The sequence below is a fragment of the Paenarthrobacter sp. 22069 genome (assembly GCF_052046035.1).
In the GTDB taxonomy this organism is placed as follows: Bacteria; Actinomycetota; Actinomycetes; order Actinomycetales; family Micrococcaceae; genus Arthrobacter.
The window spans coordinates 36,816-62,605 of record NZ_JBQEQF010000014.1; the positions used below are offsets into that span (position 1 = coordinate 36,816).

General features: G+C 67.4%; 25 protein-coding genes and 2 tRNA genes. 2 read left to right on the plus strand and 25 right to left on the minus strand.

The window, feature by feature from the left end:
• Positions 1 to 29: 29 nt before the first annotated feature.
• From ACTJK0_RS12870 to ACTJK0_RS12890, 5 genes are read right to left on the minus strand one after another with little or no spacing between them, the layout of a single operon-like run.
• Positions 30 to 740 (minus strand): hypothetical protein, encoded by a 711-nt coding sequence (locus ACTJK0_RS12870; RefSeq protein ID WP_110540845.1) that lies wholly within the window; start codon positions 738 to 740, stop codon positions 30 to 32.
• Positions 737 to 2,722 (minus strand): VWA domain-containing protein, encoded by a 1,986-nt coding sequence (locus tag ACTJK0_RS12875; RefSeq protein ID WP_440745435.1) that lies wholly within the window; start codon positions 2,720 to 2,722, stop codon positions 737 to 739. Before ACTJK0_RS12875 ends, ACTJK0_RS12870 begins: the two co-directional genes overlap by 4 nt.
• The gene (locus ACTJK0_RS12880) at positions 2,713 to 3,183 is read right to left on the minus strand and encodes a hypothetical protein (RefSeq protein WP_110540847.1); all 471 of its coding nucleotides are present in this window, start codon (positions 3,181 to 3,183) and stop codon (positions 2,713 to 2,715) included. Before ACTJK0_RS12880 ends, ACTJK0_RS12875 begins: the two co-directional genes overlap by 10 nt.
• Positions 3,173 to 4,093 (minus strand): DUF58 domain-containing protein, encoded by a 921-nt coding sequence (locus ACTJK0_RS12885; protein WP_440745436.1) that lies wholly within the window; start codon positions 4,091 to 4,093, stop codon positions 3,173 to 3,175. Before ACTJK0_RS12885 ends, ACTJK0_RS12880 begins: the two co-directional genes overlap by 11 nt.
• A gap of 7 nt (positions 4,094 to 4,100) precedes the next feature.
• Complete coding sequence (locus ACTJK0_RS12890; RefSeq protein ID WP_440745437.1) at positions 4,101 to 5,093, minus strand: AAA family ATPase; 993 nt, start codon at positions 5,091 to 5,093, stop codon at positions 4,101 to 4,103.
• Between the two features lie 148 nt (positions 5,094 to 5,241).
• On the opposite strand from ACTJK0_RS12890, the gene ACTJK0_RS12895 reads away from it, so the two are divergent.
• Positions 5,242 to 5,439 (plus strand): hypothetical protein, encoded by a 198-nt coding sequence (locus ACTJK0_RS12895; protein ID WP_440745438.1) that lies wholly within the window; start codon positions 5,242 to 5,244, stop codon positions 5,437 to 5,439.
• Here ACTJK0_RS12895 and ACTJK0_RS12900 read toward each other — a convergent pair.
• From ACTJK0_RS12900 to ACTJK0_RS12925, 6 genes are all read right to left on the minus strand, one after another.
• Complete coding sequence (locus tag ACTJK0_RS12900; protein WP_110540851.1) at positions 5,436 to 6,311, minus strand: carbohydrate ABC transporter permease; 876 nt, start codon at positions 6,309 to 6,311, stop codon at positions 5,436 to 5,438. The two genes, ACTJK0_RS12895 and ACTJK0_RS12900, sit on opposite strands and share 4 nt — an antisense overlap.
• A complete protein-coding gene (locus tag ACTJK0_RS12905) occupies positions 6,308 to 7,189 on the minus strand; it encodes a carbohydrate ABC transporter permease (protein ID WP_110540852.1) in 882 nt (293 codons plus the stop codon). Before ACTJK0_RS12905 ends, ACTJK0_RS12900 begins: the two co-directional genes overlap by 4 nt.
• A gap of 1 nt (position 7,190) precedes the next feature.
• On the minus strand, positions 7,191 to 8,543 hold the full coding sequence (locus ACTJK0_RS12910; RefSeq protein ID WP_440745439.1) for an extracellular solute-binding protein: 1,353 nt from the start codon (positions 8,541 to 8,543) through the stop codon (positions 7,191 to 7,193).
• Between the two features lie 5 nt (positions 8,544 to 8,548).
• Entirely contained in the window at positions 8,549 to 9,751 is a 1,203-nt protein-coding gene (locus ACTJK0_RS12915) for an ROK family transcriptional regulator (RefSeq protein ID WP_110540854.1), read from the minus strand.
• A gap of 203 nt (positions 9,752 to 9,954) precedes the next feature.
• Positions 9,955 to 11,127, minus strand: coding sequence for a class I SAM-dependent methyltransferase (locus tag ACTJK0_RS12920; RefSeq protein ID WP_440745440.1), 1,173 nt, complete (start codon positions 11,125 to 11,127; stop codon positions 9,955 to 9,957).
• Between the two features lie 50 nt (positions 11,128 to 11,177).
• The gene (locus ACTJK0_RS12925) at positions 11,178 to 12,260 is read right to left on the minus strand and encodes an FAD-dependent oxidoreductase (RefSeq protein WP_440745441.1); all 1,083 of its coding nucleotides are present in this window, start codon (positions 12,258 to 12,260) and stop codon (positions 11,178 to 11,180) included.
• A 46-nt stretch (positions 12,261 to 12,306) separates the two neighbouring features.
• Between ACTJK0_RS12925 and ACTJK0_RS12930 the strand changes: the two genes are divergently transcribed.
• The gene (locus ACTJK0_RS12930) at positions 12,307 to 13,674 is read left to right on the plus strand and encodes a class I SAM-dependent methyltransferase (protein WP_440745442.1); all 1,368 of its coding nucleotides are present in this window, start codon (positions 12,307 to 12,309) and stop codon (positions 13,672 to 13,674) included.
• A gap of 59 nt (positions 13,675 to 13,733) precedes the next feature.
• Here the strand turns inward: ACTJK0_RS12930 and mctP are convergent, their stop codons facing one another.
• The 14 genes from mctP to thiD all read right to left on the minus strand — a co-directional run bounded on the left by mctP (position 13,734) and on the right by thiD (position 25,787).
• Entirely contained in the window at positions 13,734 to 15,410 is a 1,677-nt protein-coding gene (mctP, locus tag ACTJK0_RS12935) for a monocarboxylate uptake permease MctP (RefSeq protein WP_440745443.1), read from the minus strand.
• The gene (locus ACTJK0_RS12940) at positions 15,407 to 15,778 is read right to left on the minus strand and encodes a DUF3311 domain-containing protein (protein ID WP_110540859.1); all 372 of its coding nucleotides are present in this window, start codon (positions 15,776 to 15,778) and stop codon (positions 15,407 to 15,409) included. The genes mctP and ACTJK0_RS12940 overlap by 4 nt, the downstream gene beginning before the upstream one ends.
• Before the next feature lie 195 nt (positions 15,779 to 15,973).
• Positions 15,974 to 16,046, minus strand: a tRNA-Ala gene (locus ACTJK0_RS12945).
• 153 nt (positions 16,047 to 16,199) lie between these two features.
• Positions 16,200 to 16,272 (minus strand) — tRNA-Ala (locus ACTJK0_RS12950).
• Between the two features lie 115 nt (positions 16,273 to 16,387).
• Entirely contained in the window at positions 16,388 to 16,789 is a 402-nt protein-coding gene (gene rsfS, locus ACTJK0_RS12955; protein WP_110540860.1) for a ribosome silencing factor, read from the minus strand.
• A gap of 47 nt (positions 16,790 to 16,836) precedes the next feature.
• Entirely contained in the window at positions 16,837 to 18,117 is a 1,281-nt protein-coding gene (locus tag ACTJK0_RS12960; RefSeq protein ID WP_440745444.1) for a hypothetical protein, read from the minus strand.
• Between the two features lie 7 nt (positions 18,118 to 18,124).
• Complete coding sequence (gene nadD, locus ACTJK0_RS12965) at positions 18,125 to 18,793, minus strand: nicotinate-nucleotide adenylyltransferase (RefSeq protein ID WP_440745493.1); 669 nt, start codon at positions 18,791 to 18,793, stop codon at positions 18,125 to 18,127.
• Between the two features lies 1 nt (position 18,794).
• Positions 18,795 to 19,034 (minus strand): hypothetical protein, encoded by a 240-nt coding sequence (locus ACTJK0_RS12970; protein WP_110540863.1) that lies wholly within the window; start codon positions 19,032 to 19,034, stop codon positions 18,795 to 18,797.
• A gap of 79 nt (positions 19,035 to 19,113) precedes the next feature.
• A complete protein-coding gene (locus ACTJK0_RS12975; protein ID WP_440745445.1) occupies positions 19,114 to 20,496 on the minus strand; it encodes a glutamate-5-semialdehyde dehydrogenase in 1,383 nt (460 codons plus the stop codon).
• Positions 20,497 to 20,522: 26 nt separating this feature from the next.
• Positions 20,523 to 21,659 (minus strand): glutamate 5-kinase, encoded by a 1,137-nt coding sequence (proB, locus tag ACTJK0_RS12980; RefSeq protein WP_440745446.1) that lies wholly within the window; start codon positions 21,657 to 21,659, stop codon positions 20,523 to 20,525.
• Between the two features lie 4 nt (positions 21,660 to 21,663).
• A complete protein-coding gene (gene obgE / locus ACTJK0_RS12985; protein ID WP_440745447.1) occupies positions 21,664 to 23,253 on the minus strand; it encodes a GTPase ObgE in 1,590 nt (529 codons plus the stop codon).
• 118 nt (positions 23,254 to 23,371) lie between these two features.
• Entirely contained in the window at positions 23,372 to 23,635 is a 264-nt protein-coding gene (rpmA, locus tag ACTJK0_RS12990) for a 50S ribosomal protein L27 (protein ID WP_009372867.1), read from the minus strand.
• Between the two features lie 61 nt (positions 23,636 to 23,696).
• On the minus strand, positions 23,697 to 24,005 hold the full coding sequence (rplU, locus tag ACTJK0_RS12995) for a 50S ribosomal protein L21 (RefSeq protein WP_003803420.1): 309 nt from the start codon (positions 24,003 to 24,005) through the stop codon (positions 23,697 to 23,699).
• Positions 24,006 to 24,269: 264 nt separating this feature from the next.
• Positions 24,270 to 25,787 (minus strand): bifunctional hydroxymethylpyrimidine kinase/phosphomethylpyrimidine kinase, encoded by a 1,518-nt coding sequence (gene thiD, locus ACTJK0_RS13000; protein ID WP_440745494.1) that lies wholly within the window; start codon positions 25,785 to 25,787, stop codon positions 24,270 to 24,272.
• Positions 25,788 to 25,790 lie beyond the last annotated feature (3 nt).

Consider the following 25,790-nt stretch of genomic DNA (forward strand, 5'->3'; position numbering starts at 1 on the left):
CCGGTCCACAGAATTTCCTTCGCCAGCTGCTACCAGGGGCGGCCCGGCGCCGCTCCGCCGTCGCCGTCCAGGTACTTCTCCCGTTCCCGGCCGCTGTTCCTTTCCCGCTCCGCCTCCCGCGCGCTGTCCTGGAGTTGCTGCAGCTGGCTTTGCCGTGCGTCTCGGGTCCCGTCCGGCGGGGAGTCCTCCGCTGGTGCTGCCGGCTGGCCAGCCGGCTGGCCGGCGGCAGCCAGTTTTCCTTCCAGCCGGTCCCTGGCCTCCGCCAGCCGGCCGTCCGCATCCGGTGCCACAGAACCACAGGCTTCGGGTGCCTTGCCCGCCGCCGCGAGCGCATCCGTGAAGAAAAGGACGGCCGACGCCGGGTCCCCGGCCTGCAGGCGCTGGTCCCCGAGTCGTTCAATCGCGAGCACCAGGTTCACTCGGATGAGGCACGAGTCCGGGGAACCGTCCGGGGCCATTCCCAATGCTTGTCCAAACCGGGTCCTGGCAGCACCGTAGTCCCCGTCCAGCACCGCGGCGTCACCGGAAGCGAACGGGCCTTTGTGCGGTTCAACAACGTTGGCGATGCCCAGTCCGCCGGCAGCGGCGTCCACGGCACGGGCGTCACCCGCGGCGAAACCCGACGCCGCCTGGCCGCCCAGGACGCCCACGCTGAGGAGTTTGGCGGCAACGCACAACGCCAGGAGCACCGGCAATGCCGACCATCCCAGCATCCGGCGCCGACGGACATTGTCGCTCACCGTGCCGCCTCCTGGTGGCGGATCGGCCGGAGGCGGCGCAACTGCCGCAGGATGCCTGCGGCCTCCGGCAAGGCGGCCAGGAAAGCGCCGCCGGCAAGGAGCCAGTAGAGCTCCGCAGCGGCAGCCACGGAACCGTCCCTGCCGGCCCGTTCCACCGCGCCGGGATGCGCCTTCTGCATCACGTCCGACACGGCACCCCCCGCGTCCCGGTGCACGTACGGCACGCCAAGCTGGTCCGCTATGGTGCGCAGCCGTCCCTCGTCGATAACAGACAAGGCGTCGCCGGCACTGCCGGTGCGATTGTCCTGGACATACCCTCCGCCGCGCCCGGCGGGACCGCCACCGCCAGTCCCGCCGCCGTACCCATCCTCTGTGTCTTTCGTCAAACCGGTGTTTTCCTTCATCCGGCCGCCAGTAGGCGTTCCGTAGCCCAGCACCGCTCCCCCGGCCACCAGCCCGGCGTCGAATGCCATGGCTTCCGGTTCCTTGCCGCTGGTCTGTTCGCCGTCACCCAGGTAGTACACCAGCCGTGGCCGGGAGGGCTGGTTGTCCCGGGCGGCCGCCAGCCGCTCAGCGAGCACCTGCCGGGCCGCCGCAATGTTGCTTCCCCTCGCGTAGGCCGTCACCTGCGGTTCCAGGACGTCCGTGATGGTTTGCAGGGCCAGGGTGTCGGTGCTGAGCGGCATCCGCACGTGCGCCGTGGTGTCGAAGGTGATCACCGAGAAGCGGGCGCCGGGCAGCTGTTCCGCGATGGCCATGATGTCCTTCCGGGCGCCGTCCAGCCGTGGGCTGGTGTTGCCGTAGTCCTCGGCCACCATGCTGGTGGTGGTGTCCACCACGAAGAACACGTTCAGGTCGGCGGTTGCGGCCGGCACGGATCCGCCGGGCAGGCCGGGCCGCAGTACCGCCGCCAGGAGCAGCAGGACCACGGCGCCCCGCCGCAGCCACGCCCGCCGGTGTGCCCGGAGGCCCTGCAGCCGCCAGAAGGCCAGGCACAGGACCAGCGCGGCCAGCAGCGCAACAGCGAGCGGCAGGCCCGGGACCTCCGAGAACACGGCGCGCGGCGCCCCCTGGATCGCTGCCGTTTCGGTCTGCTCCACAGCGCCTACGATGCCGGCCACTGCATCAGGATTGTCCAGTGCAAAGTAGGCACCGCCCGTTGATTCGGAGGCGGCACGCAGCTGGGCCCCCGGCTGGTCACTGCCGGCGCCGTAGTCCAGGTCACCCGGATTCAGTGCGTAGACGTGGACGGACCGTTCCCGGGCCAGCTGGGATGCCTGGTCCAGGATCAGGATCGGTTTGCCGGAGAGGAAGTTGTCCGTGGCCAGCACCACGGACCGGGAGCGCTGCGGCTCCTCCCGCTGCAGCCCCGCCCGTTGCGGAGCAGTTCCGGGAGGAAAGCTGTTGAGGCAGGATGCCAAGCCGTCCCCGATCAGCGACGAGCCCCGGCCGTTCCACGTTCCGTCCAGGAACCCGGAATTTCCGGGTTTTCCGTCGAAGGCGTCCTTGGCGGTCTGGAGCTGCTCCCGGGCATAAGCATAGTCGTCAGTCAACGGGAAGACCTGGATGGCACTGCTGTCAAAGATGGTCAGGCCGATCCGCTCGCCGTCGAACTTTTCGGCCAGCCTCCCGAACACGTCCACGACGGCGGCATCGGCGCTGCTCATGGATCCTGACGCGTCCAGGCAGAGCATGATGTCGCGGTTGTGCTGCCCGAAGCTGACGGTGGTGACGTCAACGGGACGCGCTGCGGCTATGGCCGCCGAAACAAGGAGCACCGCGCATGCTGTTCCCGCCACGGCCAGCCGGCGCCGGTACCGGCGGAGGGCAGCCTGGTATTCCGGCAGCATGGTGAGCCTGTCGGCGTGGGCCACGGGCCGGCGTCGGCTGTTGGAATGGTGGCCGCGACGGAGGGCGGCCCACACCGCGGCTCCGGCCGCAAGCGCCGCCACCGGCAGCAGCCACCAGAACATCAGCTCCATGCCCGCACCGCCGCTGCGGCTTTGGCCGCGGATGCCGTCACGGAGGGCGGCGGCCCGGGGCCGAATTCGGCCGGGTACAGTGCTTCGACGACGACGGCCGCGGCCGGCAGCGGGTGCCGGGCCAGGTCCTGGTGGGTCATCCTGGTGGCATCCACCCCGGTGGCGTCCCGGACGAACGCGCGCAGCAGGAGGCTGATCTGCTGGTGCGCAGAACGTGCATCGCGGGCGCCGGCCGCCGCCTCCCGGTCCACGTCCTGAATGCGCTGCAGGTAGGCCGCCTTAAGCGCCGGCAGGTCGGTCAGGGCGGACCGCGGGCTGCCTTGCACGCGGCGCCGGGTGGTGCGGGTTCCGGCAAACACGAACACGTACCAGCCTGCCACCAGTGCCAGCAGGGCCACGCCGCACCACAGCCAGAGCGGGCTGTAGTGGAGGGGGCCGTAGAACGCGGAATTATCCTGCACGGCGGTGCCTCTCCAGGAGGGCGAAAAGGGCGGTGACGACGTCCCCGCTGCTTTCCACTTCCCCGTCCGTGATCCCCGCGGCGCGGAGCATGGCCCTGCGTCCGGCGTCCCGGTCGGCGGTCGCCTTTTCATACGCATGAGCTACCGCGGCGGACAGGGCCGGCGGCGGGGCAAGCAGGGAGGAATCGGCCACGCTGTAGGAATCCGGGCCGGTGACCGGATCCCGGTCGGGGCTCCATCCTTCCCCTGCCCCGCCGGAGGGTGCGAGGTGGGCGTCCCGGATGGTCAGCCAGAGGACTTCGTGCTGGGCACGGAGCCTGCGCAGCAGCTTTGCGGTGGCCGGGTCCCCCGCCAGTTCGTCGGCCACGACGAAGAGCAGGTGGCGGCCCGTGACGTTGCGTGCCACGTAGTCGAGCTGGTCCTGGATCCTGCTGGCGGCCCCGTCCAGCGTGGTGTGCGAGTCCACGTGCCGCAGCAGCCGCTCCAGGTGCGCCTCGCCGCCCTTGGCCGGCAGAGGATGGGTGCTCGAGGCGTCGCCGCAGACCAGGCCCACCAGGTCGCCGTGGCGGTGGGCCAGGTAGCCCAGTACCCCCAGTGCCAGCACGGCAATGTCCTTTTTCACTTCGCCGGACCGTGCCTCCGCGGCCATGTTGCGCCCCGTGTCGGTGACGAGCAGGACGGTCTGCCGGCGGACCGCCACATAGCGCCTGATCAGCGGTGAGCCGTGGCGCGCGGACGCCTTCCAGTCGATGTCGCGGACTTCGTCGCCGGGTAGGTAGGCTCGCAGGTCGTCAAAGTCCAGGCTGCGCCCCCTGAAGACCGAACCGTATTCGCCGTCGAGCATGCCGCGCGCTTTGCGGTGCGCGAAGATGGCGGTTTTCGACTTGACGCGCTGGAGGAGGCTGGCCATGGGGGTTTCAGGGAGTCTGGACGGCGGCGACGATGGCGTCGATCACGGTCTCCACCGGGACCTGCTCCGCCACGGCGTCGAAATTCAGGATGATCCGGTGCCTCAACACCCGGTGCGCCAGGGACCTGACGTCCTCGGGAATGACGTGGTCCCGGCCGTCAGGCAGGGCCACAGCGCGGGATGCCTGGCTGAAGGCGATACTGGCACGGGGGCTGGCACCGAACTCGATGAACCCTGCGAGCCTGCCGTCGACGTACTGGGCGGCGTTCCGGGTAACGTACACCAGCCCCACAATGTAGTTGATGACCGCAGGGTCGATGTAGATGCGCTGCGTCAGCTGCTGGATCTCCGTGATGGCCTCCAGGGACGCGGCGGCCGGCGGCCTTTGCGCGGCGGTGAAGACGCCGGCGTCGATCCTGCGGATGACTTCGGCTTCCTCGGCGGGTGTGGGGTAATCAAGCACATCCTTGAGCATGAAACGGTCCATCTGGGCTTCGGGCAGCTGGTAGGTGCCTTCCTGCTCGATGGGATTCTGGGTGGCCAGGACCAGGAACGGTGAGGGCAGGGGGTAGTCCTGTCCGCCAATGGAGGTCTGGCGTTCCTGCATGGCTTCGAGCATGGCGCTCTGGGTCTTGGCGCTGGAGCGGTTGATCTCGTCGAGCAGCACGATATTGGCGTGTACGGGACCCAGTTGGGTGCGGAAGGTCCCCTTCGCTGCATCGTAGATCTGGGTTCCCACAATGTCGCTGGGCAGCAGGTCGGGCGTGCACTGGATCCGCCGGAACCCTGCGCTGACGGCTTCGGCGAGGGTTTGGGCGGCCGTGGTCTTCGCCAGGCCCGGTACGCTCTCCAGCAGGATGTGGCCGCCGGTCAGGAGGCCCACCAGCAGCGACTCCCGCAGCCGTGCCTGGCCCACCACTTTCGTATCGAAGGTGCGTGAGATGTTGGCGGCCATCTGCTGTGCCCTGGCCAGCTCCGCCGGCTGGATGGTCGCTGGCATGCTGGTCGAAAGCACTGTTCCCCCTGGTGACGATCTTGGCGCGGACCGGGCCGGCCCTGTCCCGCCGCCATCCTATCCAAGCCCAGCGCCCGGAGCCCGGCAATGGGCACCCCTCCCCATGCGGGACCAGCGGGTCTATTCTTTTGCCATGATCGAGCTTCCAGCCAGTTACAAGGAATACCTCGCCGACAAGAGCGAGCACTTCGTCGATACCGTCAGGCCGGTCCTGATGCAGTCGGCGGCGGACAGACTGCACGGTGTCCGCGTGGTCAACAACCCCAGCGGCCACCAGGCGCACCTGGACGACACCCTGCCGTTCGGGGTGGTGCTTGAGGACATTGATTAGCCCCTGACAGCCCCCGCGAGGGCCATCGCGTTGCCGGACCCGCGCGCCACCAGCACGTAAAGCGCCAGCACCGGGATGGAATAGAGGATCGAAAACGCGGCCAGTTGGCCGTACGCCACTGCCCCGTGCTGGCCGAAGAAACTGAAGATGGACACGGCCGCCGGTTGGCGGTCCTCGGACAGCAGGAGTACGAACGGGACGAAGAAGTTCCCCCACGCCTGGATGAACACAAAGATGAACACCACGCCCAGGCCCGGACGCATGAGCGGCAGCACGATGGACCGCAGCGCGCCCAGCCTGGAGGCACCGTCCACCCAGGCGGCTTCCTCCACCTCCAGCGGCACAGAGTCCATGAAGTTCCTGGTCATCCAGATGGCCATGGGCAGACTCGTGGCGGCGAGGAAAAGAACTGTGGCAGGCGGCGAGTCCAACAGCCGGAGCTGCACGAACAGGCCGTAGACCGGGACCATGATGGCGGTGACCGGCAGGCAGGTGCCGAAGAGGATGCCGTACATGAACGGGTTGTTGAAGCGGGACCGGTAGCGGGACAGCGGATAGGCGGCGAGCACGGCCGCGGCCAGTGTCACCGCGCCCGTCCCGGCGGACAGCAGCAGGCTGTTCCAGAGCGGCCGGAACAGCAGCGCAGGGGTGAACACGGCGGCGAAATTGTCCAGGCCCGGACGTTCCGGGATCCTGGTGGCGTGTCCCGCGGCCGGATCCAGGGAACCGAGGACCAGCCACAGAAGTGGCAGCAGGAAGCAAACTCCAATCAGCACTAGGACCAGGTCCGCCCAGGCGCTGCCGCGTTCCCGTCCTGTCCTCCGGCGTGCTGCGGGGTACGGGGGCCGCCGCTCCCGTACGGCCGCGGTCACGGCTTCTGCTCCCTCAGCAGCCGGAGGTAGGCTGCCCCGAACACGGCGCCGATGATGATGAGGACCGTGGCCACGGCCGTGCCGTAGCCGATGTCACCGAATTTGAAGGCTTCCTGGTAGGCCAGGACCGGCAGTGTGGTGCTGGCGTTGGCCGGTCCGCCGGCCGTCATGACCCAGATCAGGGTGAAGACGGCCAGGGTCTGGAGCGTGACCAGCATCAGGTTGGTGGCGATGCTGCCCCGGATCACGGGAAGAGTGATGAAGGCGAACCGCTGCCAGGGGCCGGCACCGTCCATGTGGGCGGCTTCGAGGAGTTCGGCCGGCACGCTGTTGAGGGCGGCGCGGTAGACGAGCATGGAGAACGCGGTTCCCCGCCAGACGTTGGCGAGCACGGCGGCGGCCATGGGCGCGGCATAAAGCCAGTCAATGCCCGGCACTCCGAACCGGCCCAGCAGCTGGTTGAAGGTGCCGTCCCGGCTGAAGAAGGCGTAGGCAGCGAAGGCGGCCACAATTTCCGGCAGGACCCACGCGGCCACCACGGCCGTTCCCACGGTTGCCGAGACGGCCGGACGTGCCCGGCGCATGAGGACCGCAAGGGCCAGGCCCAGCACATTCTGGCCCAGAATGGCCGACCCTGCTACGAACAGGACGGTCAGCCCCAGGGAGAGCGGAAAAACGGGGTCCTGCGCCAGCCGCTGGTAGTTCTCCAGGCCCACCCACTCCGGATTCCTGGCGTGCCGGCCCGTGAGCGCGGCATTGGTGAGCGAAGCCTGGAACGCCCACAGCACCGGACCGGCGAGGAAGACAAGCAGCAGTACGACGGCGGGTAGCACCGGCAGGTACCGGAGCACCTGCCGCTGGCGCGGGGTGGCCGGCATGCTACTTCCGGATGGTCTTGTCGCCGCCCACGATGCCCGCCACGGCGGTGTCATAATCGGCCGCGGCCTGCTCCGGGGTCCTGTTGCCGGTGATCACGGCTTCGGTGGCTTCCTGCACGGCAGCTGAGATCCGCGGGTATTCCGAGGTGGCGGGCCGGTAGTTGGTGACGGCCACCAGTCCGGACACGTCTTTCACGAACGGGTTGGCCGACTGGTAGCCGGGGTCGGAGGCGACGTCGGTGCGTACGGCGATCTGTGAGCTTGCAACGGTGAAGGCCAGCGAGTTTTTCGCATTCAGCGCGGTGGTGAGGAAATTGAAGGCAAGATCGGGCTGCTTGGTTTCGGCGCCGACGGCGAGGGTCCATCCGCCGGACATGCTGACGGCCCCGGGGGCTGCACCGTTTTGGGTGGGGAACGGAGCCACACCGATCTCCTCCCCGTACGCCGGCCATTCGTAGCTGCCGCCCTTTTGCCAGAACGACGGCGCGTAGGAACCTTCTACGGTTGCCCCGAGTTGGGCTTTGGGGAACCATTCGCCAAACACCTTTTTCCAGATGTTCGGGTCGAGGGCCTGGGCCGGAGTCACTGCCAGGTTTTCCCGGTACAGGGTCTGGAGGAAGGTCAGGGAGTCCTTGAAACCGGCGGAGCCTACGACCCACTTCCTGGATTCCTTGTCGTAGAGGCCCGTTCCGGTGCCGTACAGGAGTTCGTAGAACCCCTGCATGACGGTCCCCTCGCCGGTGCCCTTTCCGGCGTACATGTTGAACGGGATCACATCGGGATTAGAGGCCTTGATCTTCCTGGCGGTATCCAGGATGTCCTGCCAGCTGGACGGGCGCCACGGCAGGCTGACGCCGGCAGCCTCGAAAACCTTCTTGTTGTACCAGATGGCCCTCGTGTCGGTGCCCAGCGGCACGGCGTACGTTCCGCCGTCGTCAGCCTTGCCTGCCTCCTTGGCGCCGGCGTCGAACTTGGTCCACTCACCCCAGCCAGCAAGGCGGCTGTCAAGGTTCAGGAGGTACCCGGCATCCACGTCGGAGCGGACCTTGAAGGTGTCCTCGTAGAAGATGTCCGGAGCAGTGGACGGCGAACGCAGCGCAAGGGCAAGTTTGGTGCCGTAGTCGTCGTCGTTGGCCTGGATGGGCTGCAGCTCAACGGTCACGCCCTTGTTTGCGGCCTCGAACTCCTTTTTCGCGTCCTGGAACATGCTGTCCAGGGCGGTGAATGAGTCGGTCTTCTGGTACGCCACCTTGATGGTCCTGTTGCCACCGGCGGGATCGGCGGGGGTGCAGGCCGCGAGGGCCAGTACCGCGGCCGCCATCAGGGACACTGTCTTCGATACCCAGCGAAGCATGACGGTCAGCTTTCCAGCAGCAGACGCTGGGCGCGGGGCGCGAGGGTGTGTTCGAGGACCAGCGAGGCAGCGCCGATTGCTCCAACGTCCTCCCCGACTCCTGTGCCCACCACCTCGATGGGATGGATCAGCCGGACGTCACTGTTGGCGTCCAGAAGCGGCGGTATCCGTTGCAGGTAGCGCTCTGCCAGTCCGCTCCAGAAGGGACCCCCGAAGACCACCCGTTCAACGTCCAGGGTGTTGGTGACCACCGAGACCGCCCGGGCCACCAGGACGGCTGAGCGGTCAAGGATGGCGGCGGCACGTTCATCCCCGCCATCGGCGAGTGCGCACAGCCGGGAGAAGCTTTGTTGGACTTCGGCGGCGCTGTCGCCGGCCCGGGAGCCGTCCAGGATGCCGGCGGCTTCCGCCTCCGCCACGAGCACCTGCGGGATGCAGGAGGATTTCACGCAGCCGCGCAGGCCGCAGTCGCAGGGGGGGCCGTCCGGATCCACGATGATATGCCCGATTTCGCCGGCATTGCCGGAGGTGCCGCGGACCACCTCGTCGTTCAGGACGATGCCGCAGCCAATGCCGGTGCCCATGTACATGAAGATGAAACTGCCGGCACCGCTGGGACCGCCCGCCCAGGTTTCGGCAACGGCAGCACTGGTGACGTCCTTGTCAACGAGTACGGAGTAGCCGGTGGCCCTGGCAAGCGCCTCGCGCAGTTCCACCCTGTCCCACCCCGGCAGCAGCGGCGGATCCACCACCGTGCCGTTGTCCAGGTCGATGGGACCCGGAGCAGCAACACCCAGGCCGGCGATCCGGTTGCGGTCCACCCCCGAGTCGGCAACGAGCTGGGCGATTTCCGCGGCGATGGTGGCGATGACGGCGGACGGGTCGTTGCCGCCGGGGGTCTTGATCCGCGAATGCCGGACCACCGCGCCCACCAGGTCCAGCACCACGAAGGTGGTCACGGCCGGGTCCAGATGGACGCCCAGGGCGTACATGCCGGCAGGATTAAGGCGGAGGATGGTGCGTGGCTTGCCCGGGCCGGTGCCTTCCTTGCCGGCCTCAACGATCAGGTTCTGGTCCAGGAGGCGGCGGGAAATATTCGATATCGTCTGTGGGGACAGGCCAACGATCTGGGCCAGTTCCACCCGGCTCAGCCCACCGGATGTCCTGCGGATTGCGTCAAGGATGACCGTGAGGTTGAAGTCCCCCATCCTGGGCAAGTTGGTTCCGCGTCTCGGAGAGGATTGGCGGATCTCAGACACTGTGTCCCCTAAACGTCTTCGGCTACCTGCTGATGCTTGAATCGTACGTTAAGGGTGGGCCCCCGCCCACATGTGCGGACAGCGGCGCGGCGCGGCCGCCGCCAGGCCGGTGACGTGGCCAGTTGCGCGGGACCTGGCGGTGAAACAGGAGGTCAGCGGGGCCTGCGTGTGCTGCGCGTGACGGTGAACTTGGGGTTCCGGCCTTCCACGACGGTGGGGCCAACGTGCCGCTCGAGGGCGGGCAGGTAGTCGAGGTGGCGGTTGAAGACGGTCCACAGTTCCCCGCCGGGAGCAAGGACGCGCCCGGCCGCCTCGATCATCTTCAGGCCGGCACCGGCGTGGACCCCGGCACCGATGTGGAAGGGCGGGTTGAGCAGCACGGTGTCCACGGCGCCGTCGGCGAAGGTGCTCAGTGCGTCGTCCTGCAGGACGGAGATCCGGTCCGCCAGCCCGTTCGCGCGGGCGGTGGCGAGCGCCGACTGCACGGCAGCCGCGGATTGGTCGCTGGCAGTGACGGCCGACCCGGGGAACTGGCGCGCGTACATCGCCGCGAGGATCCCGGTGCCGCATCCCAGGTCGACGGCGTGGCGCGCCGGCTTCATTACGGGCAGGAACGTGAGCAGGTAGCGCGTGCCGATGTCCAGTTTCGGGCCGGCGAAGACCGCGCCGTGGGCGGCCACCTCCAGATCCAGCCCGGCAAGGTGCTCAACGACCGGGAAGCGCGGGGAGGAGCCAGGACTCTTCGGGCCACTGGCAAGGAGCACCCGCGATTTCTGCCGTGCGAGCTGCGGCTGCACGGAGACAAAGAATCGTTCCAGGACGGCGTTCATGCCTAGGGACATATGCTTCACCCGGCCGCCGGCCAGCAGCCGGACGCCAGGGGCGGCGTACCGGGCCACGGCGTCGGCAATCTCCTCCAGCTCCGCGAGTGTTTTGGGAAGCTGGAGGAGGATGGTGTCTGCCTCCGCCAGCAGCTCCTGCCCCAGCGGCAGCTGCAGGAAGCCGCCGCGGGCGCCGAAGCCATCCTCCGCTGCCGCTTCCTTTTCCATCCGGAGTGCGTCCGCGTTGAGGCGCAGCGCCCTTTCACCTGTGACCAGGTCCTGGTGCACGCGCAGCCGGGCCGGTGCCAGCACTGCCGCGGCGCCAAGCGTCAGTGCGCCATAGCGGTCCCCGATCACCACCATGTTGCCGCCGGCGCGGCCGAGCTGCACAGCGGTGTCCAGCAGCAGCCGGTCCGTGGCGTCCCAGGCCTGCAGGTTGGGGGCCTCGATATCGGGGCGCCTGCGCAGCACCTGGAAAATGTCTGCCAGGGTGTTTGCTGCCACCGGTGTCCTGCCGCCTTCTGTCGCTCCTGCCGGCCCCGGGATCCGGGGCATCACCCCCACGTTACCTGCTCCGCCGGACATGGCATGCCCGGCAGTGTGAGGATCGCGGCCACTGCCGCGCGTCCTGCCCGGTTGGCCCCGATGGTGGACGACGACGGGCCGTAACCCACAAGATGCACGCGCGGCTCGGCTGCCACCTGGGTTCCTTCCATGGCAATCCCGCCTCCGGGCCCCCGGAGGTGAAGGGGCGCGAGATGTTCCAGTTCCGCCCTGAAGCCAGTTGCCCAGAGGATGACGTCAGCCGGCAGGAAGCTGCCGTCAGCGCGGCGGACGCCCTGGGGCTCGATGGCGGTGAACATCGGCTGCCGGTCCAGGGCTCCCCGGTCCTTGGCCGCCCGCAGTGCAGGGGTCCAGATCAGTCCGGTTGCGGAAACGACGCTTTGCGGCGGAAGCCCCTTGCGGACGCGCTCCTCCACCAGCGCCACGGCATCGTGTCCGGCCTTGGCATCGAATGGGGCATCGCGCCACACAGGTTCCCGGCGGGTGAACCAGCTGGTGCTGGTGACGCGGGAAATCTCGTCCAGCAGGCCAACCGCCGAGATCCCGCCACCTACCACAATCACATGCTTGCCGCGGAACTCCTCCGCGGAAACATAATCGGCCACATGCAGCTGGCGGCCCCGGAACGAGGACTGGCCAGGATAAATCGGCCAGAAGGGCCGGGTCCAGGTACCGGTGGCATTGATGACGGCCCTGGCGCTCCAGTCACCGGCGGACGTTTCAATCCGCAGCAGCCCAGTGGGGTTATTGTCTTCTCGCCGGACAGCCCGGACCCTCACAGGGCGGTGCACCGCAAGTCCCAGCTCGTTTTCGTACGCGCCGAAATAGCGGGACAGGAACTCCGAACTGGGTTCGGCTGGATCCACCTCCGGCTTGGCGATACCCGGCAGGTCGCTGATTCCATTGACCGTGGCCATGCGCAGGCTCTTCCATCGATGCCGCCACGCACCGCCGGGACCTTCCTCGGCGTCGAGCACGGCATAGCCGAGTCCCCGGCGCTGAAGATGGTAAGCGGCCGACAGGCCCGCCTGCCCCGCGCCGATGACCACCACATCGGTTGGGTCAGGAATCACGTCCCCATGATAGCCGTGGAGGACGCGGCGGCCTTAGGGTGGGCGCATGGATACTGGAGGAACCGCACGCACCGGAATCGCAGGCACTGGGCACGCTGCCCGGCTGGAAAAAGCGTTGGCTGCAGTACTGGGAACAGAACAGATACCCCTGCGGCTGCGCGCATGGGACGGCTCGGAAGCGGGCCCTCCGGACGCGCCGGTGATGGAGTTCAAATCCAGGAAGGCCCTGCGGCGCATGCTGTGGTCGCCGGGCCAGCTGGGACTCAGCCGTGCTTATGTGGCAGGGGAAATTGATGCTCCGGGTGACATCTTCACGGCGTTCTCGGCGCTGAGCTCGGCCGGCAAGTTCGCCGAACCCGGTCCGTTCCGGCCTCTTTCCGCCGGTGAGCTCTGGCTGCTCCTACGGACCGCGGTCCGGCTCGGCGCCATCGGACCCAACCCCGCTCCCCCGCCCGAGGAGGCGCGGGTGGCCAGGAAAGGCAGGATGCATTCGCAGCGCCGCGACGCGGCCGCCATCTCGCATCATTACGACGTCGGCAACGACTTCTATGCGCTGGTGCTGGGGCCGTCAATGGTCTATTCCTGTGCTGTGTGGCCGGAAACTGCCGAAGCGGGCGCTGGCCCGGACCGCGGTCTGGAAAATCACCGGGGCCCGGGGGCCGACGATGGCCTGGACGCAGCCCAGGAGGAAAAGCTGGACCTGGTCTGCCGCAAGCTGGGGCTTCAGCCCGGCATGCGCGTCCTGGATGTGGGGTGCGGCTGGGGAAGCTTCGCGCTGCACGCCGCGGGCCGGTACGGCGTCACCGTGGTGGGTGTAACGCTCTCCACGGAGCAGGCAGCCCTGGCCCGGAAGCGTGCCGCGGACGCGGGCCTCACGGACAGGGTCGAGATCAGGGTACAGGATTACCGGGACGTAAAGGATGGTCCGTTCGATGCCATCAGTTCCATCGGCATGTCGGAGCACGTGGGACGGGCCCAGACTCCTGCCTATGCTGCCGCGCTCTTCGGGCTGCTCCGGCCCGGCGGGCGGCTGCTCAACCACGCCATCTCCTGGAACGCGGGCCCCACGGACCCGGACCCCGATTCCTTTATCCCCCGTTACGTGTTTCCTGACGGCGAAATGATCAGCCTCGGCGAGATGGTGTCCGCCCTTGAGACCGCCCGGTTCGAGATCCTCGACGTCCAGGCCCTGCGCCGCCACTACGCCCTGACGCTGCGGGCGTGGGTCAGCCAGCTGGAGCAGAACTGGGATGAGGCCGTGCGCCTGGCCGGCCCCGGGCGGGCACGGGTCTGGCGGCTGTACATGGCTGCCAGTGCCATCGGCTTTGAAAACGGCCTTACCGGGGTCAACCAGGTTCTGGCGCGGCGCCCCGGCGGCGGGGAACCGCCGCTGCGGCGGACTGCCTGGCTGTAACGGCAGCGCCCTCCCGCCGCGACGTAACCCGGCGGGAGGGCGGGCTGGTGAAGCTCAGGTTAGGCGACCGGTGACGGACCGCCGGGCTGGGTGAAGTGCTGGGTTTTCTCGATCTGCACCACCTTGGGGTCCGTCTCGTCGGCCTCGTAGTCCGTGGGCCGGGTAAGGTCCTGGCCTCCCCTGACCTTAAGTGCCCTCAGCACCACGGTCAGGACGGCGGCAACAATCAGGTTCAGCGCGAACGCCGACACCGCGATGTAGACACTGAAGTCCGTCCCGGGGATGGGCGCCACAGAACCGCCGAAGTGCGCCTTTGTCACCGGGTTGATCACGTTGTAGGCCGAGACGGTGCCGAAGATGATGCCCACCGCCCAGCCCACCAGCAGGGCCCACCGGTCGAACCACCGGGTGTAGAGTCCTGCCACGACGGCCGGGAAGGTCTGCAGGATCCAGATGCCGCCCAGCAGCTGCATGTTGATGGCTGCCGACTGGTCCATGGCGATCACGAAGACCAGGGCGCCGACCTTCACCACCAGGGAGACGATCTTGGACACCTTCGCTTCTGTCCTGGGGTCAACGTCGGGCCGGATGAAGTCGCGGTAGATGTTGCGGGTGAACATATTGGCGGCCGCGATGGACATGATGGCTGCCGGCACCAGGGCCCCGATGGCGATGGCCGCCAAGGCGATCCCGGCAAACCAGGACGGGAAGTGGTCGAGGAACAGCTGTGGAACCACCAGCTGGGGATTGACCGACCCGTCCAGGTCAATCGGCTTGGTGCCCGCCTTGATGGCCACGAAACCCAGCAATGCCAGGAAGCCGAGCATCAGCGAGTACAGCGGCAGGATGGCGGCGTTGCGGCGGATGGTGTTGCGGGCCTTCGAGGCCAGCACTGCCGTCACCGAGTGCGGGTACATGAACAGCGCCATGGCCGAACCCAGCGCCAGCGACCAGTAGGCGGAGTAGTTTGCCGCGCCGGGGACAAAGACCCCTGCCGGTTTGCCCGTGGCCTGGTTCACCGTGCCCAGTTTGGTTTGGGCTGCGCCAAAAATGCTGTCCCAGCCGCCGAACTTGATGGGCAGGTAGATAACGGCCACGATGACGGCGAGATAGATCAACAGGTCTTTGACGACGGCGATCATGGCGGGGGCGCGCAGGCCCGAGGTGTAGGTGTATGCGGCCAGGACCACGAAGGCGAGGATCAGCGGCAGGTCCGTTAGCAGGACGTTGCCGGAGCTCCCCAGGCCCAGGACGGTGAGCACCGCCTTGATCCCCACCAGCTGCAGTGCAATGTAGGGCATGGTGGCAACGATGCCCGTGACCGCGACGGCGAGGGAAAGCCAGCGGCTGCCGTAGCGGCCACCCACGAAGTCCGCCGAGGTGACGTAGCCGTGGCGGTGGGAAACGGACCACAAACGGCTCATGATGATGAAGATAATCGGATACAGGACGATCGTGTAAGGCACGGCGAAGAACCCGCTGACCGCGCCAGTGGCCCACATGGCCGCCGGGACTGCCACAAATGTGTAGGCGGTGTAGAGGTCCCCGCCCAGGAGGAACCAGGTGATCCAGGTGCCGAAGCCGCGGCCGCCCAGGCCCCACTCGTCCAGGCTGTGCAGCCCCTCCACTTCCGGGCTGCGCCGCCATCTCGCCGCCAGGAAGCCCATGACAGCCACGACGACGAAGAGCAGCACAACAATGATCAGGGCAGTCCAGTTGATCTCGCGTCCGTTCATGGCCGGTCCCCTCCCAACCCGGCTTCGGCGGAGGCAGTGCCTGCCTGGGGCGGGCCACCTGGACGGGCCTCTGCCCGCCGTCGTCGGTCTTCCTTGGTGACCAGCCAGTACGCAGAGCCGGTCAGTATGGCTGAAATCGGTACCCAGAGCAGCTGGTACCAGTAGAAGAACGGCATCCCGCCCAGCCGCGGCGCGTCAAACGAGTAGAGCTGCGGCATCAGGGGCAGGAGAATGGCGGCGGCCAGCAGGATGCCGGCGCCTATATAGGGGGCTGGCCGCGCGGGTCCGCGGATGGCGGTATCCCGCGTCAGGCGGGATTTCTCGGGAAAGGCTTCGCCGTCCGGGCTGTAGCCGTCTGCGTGGGACATCTGCGACCTCCTCGTCAGCCCGTCCCGCGGCCGCCGCCTTGGATCAAAGCAGTCCGGAGGCGGGACGATGTGCCCTCAATCACAGTTGTACCGCGCTTTGACCTGCGCCGGAAGGGTTTTGGTCCACTATCGGTTGCCAGTGGCAACAAAAAAGGGAACCATCACCTGGTGATGGTTCCCTTTTCCTTGTACCGGTGGAGCTGAGGGGACTCGAACCCCTGACCCCCTGCATGCCATGCAGGTGCGCTACCAGCTGCGCCACAGCCCCGTACTCTTGTCTTTTCCGGTCGAATTCCCCGAAGCAACCTGACCAGAGTAATGCACTTTTCCGCCGTACGCCAATCGGGAGTTTTTTGGCCCGAAAGTGCCCGGAAAACTGAAAAGTCCGCCGGAACCAGAGTGGTTCCGGCGGACTCGCCGGTGGAGCTGAGGGGACTCGAACCCCTGACCCCCTGCATGCCATGCAGGTGCGCTACCAGCTGCGCCACAGCCCCGGATAGTTGCTGCTCTCTCCGAGATTCCCCCGGGGTCTCCCCCGAAGCAACTCAAATATCTTAGAACAGCAATTCCGAAAATTCCAAATCGGGAATATTCACTTCCCCGGTGGGACTATTCTCCTTCGGAAACCGCGGCGGCCTTTGCCGAGGTGTCGTCGCCGAGTTCCAGGTCCACCACCGGGCAGTCCTTCCAGAGGCGCTCCAGCGCGTAGAACACGCGGTCTTCCTCGTGCTGGACGTGGATGACCACGTCGGCGTAGTCGAGCAGTACCCACCGGCCGCCGGAGCGGCCTTCACGCCGGACGGGACGCAGGTCCTGTTTGGCGAGTTCCTCCTCGATGCCATCCACGATGGCATTGACCTGGCGTTCGCTGGGGGCCGAGGCGATAAGGAAGACGTCGGCGAGGGCGAGGCGCTCACTTACGTCCATGGCGACGATGTCCTGGGCAATCTTGTCCGCGGCGGCCTTGGCGGCTGTGCGGGCTATGGCGATGGATGATTCTGTTGCAGTCACGGGACTCCTTGGTTTGATGAAGAGGTGTTGGTGCCGGCCGGCAGGTGTCAGCGCGACATGCCGCTGACGATCAGGATGATGCCGGCGACGAGGGCCAGGATCCCGAACGCGAGGATGCAGAACTGGAGGATGCGGTTGCGCCTGGCCCGGGTGAGGCCGGCAGTGGCGGCATCCAGCGGATCAAGGCCGTAGGCAGACCGGGCAGGAACGCGTGGCAGGTCCTCGAAGAGGTCCTCCGACTGGTGCTCCGGCTGGTGCTGCGGACGTGCCACCGGCTTGGGCCTGCCGGCGGCCTTTGCTGCCGCCTCCGCACGGGCGATGACCTTGGAGCGGCCGGCGGCGGAATCCGCAGCAGGTGCCTTGGGACGGGCAGCAGGCTTGCGTTTCCCGCCGCCAGGAGCGACCTTGGTGCCCGGCCGGGTGGTGACGGGGACGTGCGATGTTGCCGGCGGCTTCATGACCGGACGGTCGACGCCGGGCACCTGGACGAACTCGAGCGGCGTCACCATGGCCAGGTTGTTGGCGGTGGATGGGCCGGCTTTGTCCCCGGCTGCCGAATCACGGGAGGCGGAACCATGGGACGCGGAGTCCGTCGCAGCTGTTTCCCTTGCGGGTCCGGCGGGGCTGTTTGCCTGCTCGGCAAGCTTTTGCCGGGCCATCGCCCGCCGGTTCATGACGGCGGCCCGCTCGGCGAGTGCGATCTGCTCAGCGAGGATTTCCGGGTCCACTGCTTCCGGGTCCGTGGAGGCGATGTGCTCCATTTTGGCCAGCTGGTTCCTGGCCTGCGCGGCGATGAGTGCCCGGGCTTCCAGGGCCTGCTCCACGGTCATGCCCTCGGGGGCGCTTCCGGGAGCCGGCGCCGGGACGTCAGGACCGGATGTGGCTGCGGGACCAGTGGCGCGGCCGTCCCCGCCGTCGCCGGAAGTCGTGGCAGGAGCCGGCGCGGCAGCCGGGACAACCGGGTTGGCGGCAGTGAGCGCCTGCTCCTTGAGCTGCTGCAGCCGAAGCTGGCGACGGGTGGGCGGCCCACCGGCGGCGAGCTGGCCTTCCTTTTCCTCAAGTTCCTTGATGGCGCGAAGGGCGGCGCGGTCCCGGGCACGGATCTGGGAGGAGCGCTGGGTGGGTGTCGGGTCGGAATGAACCTGGGGATGCGCTGCCGAAGTGTCACGGGGTGCGGAGGCCGGCGCCTGGTCCTGCGTCGCCTGCCCTCCGGCCAGCCGGTCACCGGCAGGCGGACGCTGCTCCGTGGCAGGCTGGGTTGCCTGGTGGGCGTCCCTGGCCTTCCGGAGTTCCCGGCGGCTGCGGATGGGGGGCTGTTCCTGACTCATTGTGAACTCATTCAGTACTGGCTGGTTCGCGTGCTTCGGAAGTTGGGTCATTGGCGGGTGCGGCAGCGTCGGCGTACAGGCCATACTTGGCGATGTATTGGACAACCCCGTCCGGAACCAGATACCAGACCGGGTTGTTGGCAGCCACGCGGGCACGGCAGTCTGTGGACGAGATGGCCATGGCGGGAACTTCCAGGAGGCTCACGTCGTCGCGGCCCATGCCGTCAAGGACGTGCCCGGGGCGGGTGACCCCCACGAAGTGTGCCAGTGACCACAGTTCGTCAATGTCCTTCCAGGACAGGATCTGTGCCAGCGCGTCCGCGCCGGTGATAAAGAAGAGGTCGGCGTCGGGACGCTGGGCCCGGAGGTCGCGCAGGGTGTCGATGGTGTAGGTGGGACCGGGACGGTCCACGTCGACGCGGCTGACGGTGAAGCGCGGATTTGATGCCGTGGCAATGACGGTCATCAGGTAGCGGTGCTCGGGCTCGCTGACCTGTTTGTGGGACTTTTGCCATGGCTGCCCGGTGGGGACGAAGACCACCTCGTCGAGGTCGAACTCGGCCGCGACTTCGCTGGCTGCGACGAGGTGGCCGTGGTGGATGGGATCGAATGTCCCGCCCATCACGCCCAGCCGCAGCCTCCCCCGGGCACCATTGCGGTGCAGTGTGTGGGAAATGTTAGTGGCCCTGCCCGCGATCGTGCTTGTTGGGGTGCTGGCGGTGCGGATCCGCGTGCTCCTCGGTAGCAGAGTGCCGGTTGCCCAGGTTGTTGTAGGACCAGGCGATGAACATCAGCACCACCAGGATCCCGAACATCGAAACACCGAAAACCCAGGGCTCAGCCCACAGCGGCGCAGGCTCCTCGTGGCCGGATTCACCTGCGGCGGCGACGGACATGGCAATCTGCTGGAGCAGCATTTTCTCCCCTATGTTCAGGAATTAACGGGCAGCGGAACCATCCGCTGCTTTCCGGGTTCTGGTCTATGTTACCGCGTTGCTACCCGCGGACCTGGCCTTCGCCCTGGACGATCCATTTCGTGGTGGTGAGCTCGGTCAGGCCCATGGGGCCGCGGGCATGCAGCTTCTGGGTGGAGATGCCCACCTCGGCACCCAGGCCCAGCTCCCCGCCGTCGGTGAACCGCGTGGAGGCGTTGACGATGACCGCCGCGGAGTCCACCTCGGCGATGAACCGCTCGGCGTTGGCGAGGCTGTTCGTGAGGATGGCTTCGGTGTGCCCGGTGGACCAGGTGCGGATGTGCTGCACGGCTTCGTCAAGGCTGTCCACCATGGCTACGGCCAGGTCCAGGTCCATGTACTCGGTGGCCCAGTCGGTGTCTGTCGCGGGCTGGGTTTCAATTCCGGCGGGCAGGGCAGCATCGATACGGGCGTCGACGTGGAGGCGGACACCGGCGTCGCGCAGTGCGGTTGCGACGGCGGGCAGCACCGTCGAGCCCGAGTGGACCAGCAGGGTCTCCACGGTGTTGCAGACACTGGGCCGCTGGGTCTTGGCGTTGAGCAGGATCTCGACGGCCATGTTCTCGTCGGCGGATTCGTCGAGGAAGATGTGCACGTTCCCCTCCCCCGTCTCGATGACGGGGACGGCGGAGTTGGCGACGACGGTCTGGATCAGGTCGCGGCCGCCACGCGGAATCAGCACATCCACCCTGCCGCGGGCCTTCATCAGGACGTTGGCGCCGGCCCGGCCGTACTGGTCAACCGTCTGGACTGCGTCAGCGGGAAGGCCGACGGAGTCCAGGGCCTCGCGAAGTATCCGCACCAGGACCTGGTTGGTGGCTTCAGCGGCGCTGCCGCCGCGGAGGATGACTGCGTTTCCGCTCTTGAGCGCCAGCCCGGCAATGTCCACCGTGACGTTGGGCCGGGCTTCGTAGATGGCTGCCACCACACCCATGGGGACGTTCACCTGTCGCAGGCGCAGCCCGTTGGGGAGCGTCTGGCCGCGCACCACGTTGCCGACGGGGTCGGGAAGGTTCGCCAGGTTTTCCAGGGCGCCCACCAGGCCGGCAACCCGCGCTTCGGTGAGGGTGAGGCGGTCCAGGAGCGCGGCGGAGGTGCCGTTGTCCCTGCCGCGCTGCCGGTCTGTGGCGTTGGCGGCAAGGATGGCGGCCACGTTTTCCTGCAGCGCTGCGCCGACAGCCCGGAGGGCACGGTCTTTCCAGGCACGGTTGGCGGTGGCCATCCGGCGGGCGGCGTACCGCGCCCGGTCGGCGACGGCGTGGACTGCGGCTTCCACCTCTGCGGCGGACATTTCTGAACCCGTAACGGACACTTCAGCCGATTCCGGTGCTGCTGATCCGTCCGGCTGCGCCTGGGCAGCAGTGGTTCCGGAATGTTTGCCAGAGTGGATCAGGGCTTCAGTCATGGTCCAAGTTTAGGCGAGCCTGCGGCTCAGACCAGCACCAGGTCATCAACATGAACAACTTCGCGGTCGTAGCCGGTGCCCATCTCCTCAGCCAGGTCCCTCGTGGACCTGCCGAGCATACGCGGCAGTTCCTCTGACGAGTAGTTCACCAGTCCGCGGGCAATAACGGTGCCGTCGGCACCTGCCAGCTCCACGGCGTCGCCCGCTTCGAAGTCACCGCGCACCCCGGAGATGCCGGCCGGCAGCAGTGAGGTCCGGTGGTGGCGGACCGCGCGAACTGCCCCTTCATCCAGGACCAGGCGGCCCTGCACCGAGGCGACGTGCGCCAGCCAGAGCAGGCGGACCGGCTTCCGGGAGCCGTTGACGGAGAACCAGGTCCCCACGTCCTCGCCGTTCAGCGCAGCAGCAGCGTTGGGGGTGGATGTCACCAGGGCATGGATTCCGGAACCTGCCGCCATGGTGGCAGCCTCCACCTTGGTCATCATTCCGCCGGTGCCAACGCCGGCCTTGCCGGCTTTGCCGATGGAAACGCCTTCGAGGTCGTGCGCCCCGGTGACCAGGGGGATGCGCTTGGCACCGAGGGCGGGCGGACCGTCGTACAGGGAGTCGACGTCGGACAGCAGCACGAGTGCGTCGGCCCGGACCAGGTGCGCCACCAGGGCGGCGAGGCGGTCGTTGTCGCCGAAGCGGATTTCGTGGGTAGCCACGGTGTCGTTTTCGTTGACGACGGGGACGACACCCAGGTTGAGCAAGCGGTCCATGGCCCGGAGGGCGTTGGTGTGCTGGCTGCGGCGCATCAGGTCCTCAGCCGTGAGCAGGACCTGGCTGACGGTGACGCCGTGCGCGGCAAAGGCCTGGGTGTACCGGGCCATCAGGAGTCCCTGGCCCACACTCGCGGCTGCCTGCTGGGTGGCCAGGTCCCGGGGACGCTTGGCCAGGCCCAGGGGCGCAAGACCGGCGGCGATGGCGCCGGACGAGACCAGGATGATCTCGGCACCTGCGTTGCGTTTGGCCGCCAGCGCATCCGCCAATGCCGTGAGCGACTCCTCCGAGATGCCGCCCTTGATGCTTGTCAGCGAGGAGGACCCCACCTTCACGACGATCCGGCGGGCCCCTGCCAGCGCACTTCTGTCCGCGGTGCGCCCGGCCGGCTCCGCGGTCATGCCCCTAGAGGTCATCGTCCGCTTCCAGTCCGCTTTCCTTGACGGGCTGGGCGGCACGGCGGCCACTGACGGATTCGGTCCAGATGCCGGCTTTGCGCTCCGCCTCAAGCTCGGCACGGGCGGCTGCCTTGGCGTCGCGGCGCTCCTGCTGCTCTTCGCGCTTCTGGGTGCGGGTGGGGCGGTCGCCAATATCGGCGAACCGCACATCGGTGCCGCGCGGGGAGGCCAGGAGCTCGGCACCGGCCATCATGGTGGGCTCCCAGTCAAAGACGACGCCGTCTTCCCCGCCGATGACCACGGTGTCGCCCGGCTTGGCGCCCTGCTTGAACAGTTCGGTTTCCACGCCAAGCTTGGCCAGGCGGTCTGCCAGGTAGCCGATGGCTTCCTCGTTGGTGAAGTCGGTCTGCTTGACCCAGCGTTCAGGCTTTTCGCCCAGGACGCGGAAGAGCGGTTCCAGGTTCTTCTCTTCGCGGCGGATCTTGAACCCGGCCTCGTTGACGGCGCGGGGGCGCAGCACGGTGGGCTGGACCTTGGGAGGTGCGGCCGCAATGGCGTCGCGGGCGGCCTGGACGATCTCTGCCATGGCGAACCCCAGCTGGCGCAGGCCCTCGTGGCTGGTGGCGGACACCTCGAAGACACGGTAGCCGCGGGACTCGAGTTCCGGGCGGACGAACTCGGCCATGTCCTTGCCGTCGGGCAGGTCCACCTTGTTGAGCGCCACCAGCCGGGGCCGGTGGTTAAGCGGAACCACTTCGCCGTCCTGGCCGGCATAGCTCATGTCCACCGCGTACTTCTCCAGCTCCCCTTCGATAATGGCGAGGTCCGAGAGGGGGTCACGTTCGGATTCGAGGGTGCCGCAGTCCAGCACGTGGACCAATGCCGCGCAGCGCTCCACGTGGCGGAGGAAGTGGTGGCCCAGGCCGCGTCCCTCGCTGGCCCCTTCAATCAGCCCGGGAACGTCCGCGATGGTGAACCGGACGTCGCCGGCCTGTACCACGCCGAGGTTGGGCACCAGCGTGGTGAACGGGTAGTCGGCAATCTTGGGGCGGGCAGCGGACATGGCCGCGATCAGGCTCGATTTACCGGCGGAAGGAAACCCCACCAGGGCGATGTCGGCAATGGACTTCAGTTCCAGGACGACATCGCGGGACTCGCCTTCCAGGCCCAGGAGCGCGAATCCGGGGGCGCGGCGCTTCTGCGAGGAAAGGGCGGCGTTGCCCAGCCCGCCCGGGCCGCCGGCTGCGGCGATGTACTCGGTGCCTTCACCCACCAGGTCTGCGAGGACTTCGCCGTCCTTGGTCTTGACGACGGTGCCGTCCGGAACGGGCAGGACCAGGGTCTCGCCGTTCTTGCCTCCGCGCCAGTCACCCATGCCGGGGCCGCCGTTGCTGGCGTGGCGGTGCGGTGCGTGGTGGTAGTCAAGGAGGGTGGTGGTCTGGTGGTCGACGCGCAGGATCACATCGCCGCCGTTGCCGCCATTGCCGCCGTCGGGACCGCCGAGGGGCTTGAACTTCTCACGGTGGACGGAGACGCATCCGTGGCCGCCGGTACCGCCGGATACATGCAGTACTACCCGGTCTACAAAGCTGGCCACGTGGATCTCCCTCAGATGCTGTTTACATGGCGTCCGGGGACGCCACATCGATTGTAATGCGGTTAAAAGAACAGTGGAGCGGACCCTCAGGCCCGCTCCACCGGTTCAGAACTTGTTGTTACTCTGCAGCTGCAGCAGCAACGATGTTGACCACGCGACGACCGCGGCGGGTGCCGAACTCGACGGCGCCCGGGGTCAGGGCGAACAGGGTGTCATCCCCGCCACGGCCAACGCCGGCGCCCGGGTGGAAGTGGGTGCCACGCTGGCGGACGATGATCTCGCCTGCGGAAACAACCTGGCCGCCGAAGCGCTTGACGCCGAGGTACTGAGCGTTGGAATCGCGACCGTTGCGAGTGGAGCTCGCGCCCTTTTTATGTGCCATCTGAAATGCCTGCCTCTAAATTCTGGGGAATCTGTTGAAATACCTGAACAGTAACCGGTGGTTACTTGATGCCGGTGATCTTGACCTTGGTCAGTTCCTGGCGGTGACCCTGGCGCTTCTTGTACCCGGTCTTGTTCTTGAACTTCTGGATGACAATCTTAGGACCACGGAGGTCCTGGAGGATTTCAGCCGTAACAGTTACCTTGGCCAGGTCGGCGGCGGCGGAGGTGACCTTGTCACCGTCAACCAGGAGCAGTGCGGGCAGCTCAATGGTGCTGCCGGCTCCACCGGCGACGCGGTTCAGGGTAACGAAGTCTCCAACGGAAACCTTCTCTTGGCGGCCGCCTGCGCGGACAATCGCGTACACCACTTGGGAACTCACTTCTCTCGACGTTTATAACAAAATTTGCGTGCGTAACCGACTCACTAAAAGCCTGGTTTTTCGCTGTGCCTCAACGCCGTGGGGTCATAACCCAAGTGTTGGCGTAAGCACCGAAGATCCAGAATACGCTAAATCCGTCTTCGGCCGCAAATGAGGCTGGTTCCGGCGGCCCGGCTGTGATAATAACCACAAGCCGGCGGCAACGCCGTTACCGTGCCGTTCCATGATAGCGGTGCGGCTGCCTCCCGGCGGTCAGGAATGCAGCCGCGGCGCGTCGAAGAATTCAACTTCGAGTCGGCACGACTGCTTGAAGGCCCTTACCATCGCGGACCTCTCATGGTCGGACGCGTTCCGTCCCGCTGCGTCCACAATGGCAATGGCCCTGCGGGTGGCCGCGGCGAAGCCCTCGTCGGCATAGGTGCGGAGCCAGTCCGCGTAGGCGTGTCCGTCCGGTTCGCCGGAGGCAAGGAAGCGGGCGTGCAGCTTTTCGCCCACTTCGGCGTAAAGCCAGAAACAGGGCAGGACGGCAGCGGCCAGGACTGCGTAGCTGCCCGACGCCGACGCTGCCGTGAGGTGGTCGACGTAGGCCTTGGTCACGGGGCCCAGGCCGCCCGGGGCAGGCCTGGTGCTGAGCCAGGAGCGGTGCAGTTCCGATTCCACCTCGAGGCACTGCTGGGCAGAGGCGGCCCAGAACAGCTGCTCGGCCTCGGAGGGGGCCATGGCGCTGGCACGGGCAAGCACGCGCGAGTAGCCGTTGAGGTAAAGGGCATCCTGGGCCAGGTAATAGGCGAAGTCCTTTTCGGCGAGGCCGCCGGAGGCCAGGCCGTCGATGAAGTCCAGCGCGTAGATATCCTCGAGGTCCTGCTGCGCTTCAGACCACAACAGGGCCGCGAAGCCCCCTTCCGGCAGGGCCGGCCGGACGTGGTGGAAGTGGTGCACCGGTCCGTTCCCCTGGCCTACCTCCAGTACGCCGGAGCTTTCCAATGCACCTGCCAGCCAGGGTTTGACCGTCCGCAGGGAGGCTTCCCAGTTGCCCAGGCATGCCTGCACCGTGGCCATGGCGGAGGACAGCGAGCAGCCGGTGCCGTGGCTGTTGCGGGTGGCAACCCGGTCACCATGGACTTCCACCACTTCCTGGCCCAGGAGGCCGCCGGTGTTGACCAGCGCATCGGGGCAGCCGGGACCTGCCAGGTGCCCGCCCTTGACCAGCACGGTGGCCCCGGTGGCTGCGGCCAGGCGCCTGCCCTGGTCCAGCGCCGTTTCCCAGTCCGCGGCTGGGTCCTCCCCCACCAGCATGGCAAGCTCGGGCACGTTCGGCGTGATGAGGTGGGCAAGGGGCAGCAGTTCCCGCAGCGCGGCCTCGGCGGATTCCTGCAGCAGCCGGTCACCGCTGGTTGCCACCATCACCGGATCGAGGACCACGACGGCGGGGCGCACCTTTTCGAGCCACCTGCGGACAGTGCGGATTACCGTCTCATCACCCAGCATGCCGATCTTGACGGCGTCAATACTGATGTCATCACTGACAGCGTCCAGCTGCCGGGCCAGGAACCCGGCCGGAGGAACGTGCACGTCCTGCACGCCCCGGGTGTTTTGTGCGGTGAGCGCCGTAATAGCGGCCATGCCGTAGCCCCCGTGGGCCGCGATGCTCTTGAGGTCCGCCTGGATGCCGGCCCCGCCTGACGGGTCGGAACCGGCGATGGACAGCACACGGGGGACGGCACGGCCCACAGGCTGCGGGGCAGTTTCCGGGACAGCCGCGAGGGGCATGGA

Coding starts and splice junctions, on each gene's coding strand:
- ACTJK0_RS12975 (WP_440745445.1), bottom strand. CDS start 20,496: ATGACTGAAGCCCTGATCCACTCTGGCAAACATTCCGGAACCACTGCT.
- mctP (WP_440745443.1), bottom strand. CDS start 15,410: ATGAACGGACGCGAGATCAACTGGACTGCCCTGATCATTGTTGTGCTG.
- rpmA (WP_009372867.1), bottom strand. CDS start 23,635: ATGGCACATAAAAAGGGCGCGAGCTCCACTCGCAACGGTCGCGATTCC.
- thiD (WP_440745494.1), bottom strand. CDS start 25,787: ATGCCCCTCGCGGCTGTCCCGGAAACTGCCCCGCAGCCTGTGGGCCGT.
- ACTJK0_RS12895 (WP_440745438.1), top strand. CDS start 5,242: ATGATCGAGCTTCCAGCCAGTTACAAGGAATACCTCGCCGACAAGAGC.
- ACTJK0_RS12885 (WP_440745436.1), bottom strand. CDS start 4,093: ATGGCCAGCCTCCTCCAGCGCGTCAAGTCGAAAACCGCCATCTTCGCG.
- ACTJK0_RS12970 (WP_110540863.1), bottom strand. CDS start 19,034: ATGCTGCTCCAGCAGATTGCCATGTCCGTCGCCGCCGCAGGTGAATCC.
- ACTJK0_RS12910 (WP_440745439.1), bottom strand. CDS start 8,543: ATGCTTCGCTGGGTATCGAAGACAGTGTCCCTGATGGCGGCCGCGGTA.
- ACTJK0_RS12915 (WP_110540854.1), bottom strand. CDS start 9,751: ATGGGGGACTTCAACCTCACGGTCATCCTTGACGCAATCCGCAGGACA.
- ACTJK0_RS12890 (WP_440745437.1), bottom strand. CDS start 5,093: ATGCCAGCGACCATCCAGCCGGCGGAGCTGGCCAGGGCACAGCAGATG.
- proB (WP_440745446.1), bottom strand. CDS start 21,659: ATGACCGCGGAGCCGGCCGGGCGCACCGCGGACAGAAGTGCGCTGGCA.
- ACTJK0_RS12960 (WP_440745444.1), bottom strand. CDS start 18,117: ATGAGTCAGGAACAGCCCCCCATCCGCAGCCGCCGGGAACTCCGGAAG.
- ACTJK0_RS12930 (WP_440745442.1), top strand. CDS start 12,307: ATGGATACTGGAGGAACCGCACGCACCGGAATCGCAGGCACTGGGCAC.
- ACTJK0_RS12875 (WP_440745435.1), bottom strand. CDS start 2,722: ATGGAGCTGATGTTCTGGTGGCTGCTGCCGGTGGCGGCGCTTGCGGCC.
- ACTJK0_RS12905 (WP_110540852.1), bottom strand. CDS start 7,189: ATGCCGGCCACCCCGCGCCAGCGGCAGGTGCTCCGGTACCTGCCGGTG.
- ACTJK0_RS12940 (WP_110540859.1), bottom strand. CDS start 15,778: ATGTCCCACGCAGACGGCTACAGCCCGGACGGCGAAGCCTTTCCCGAG.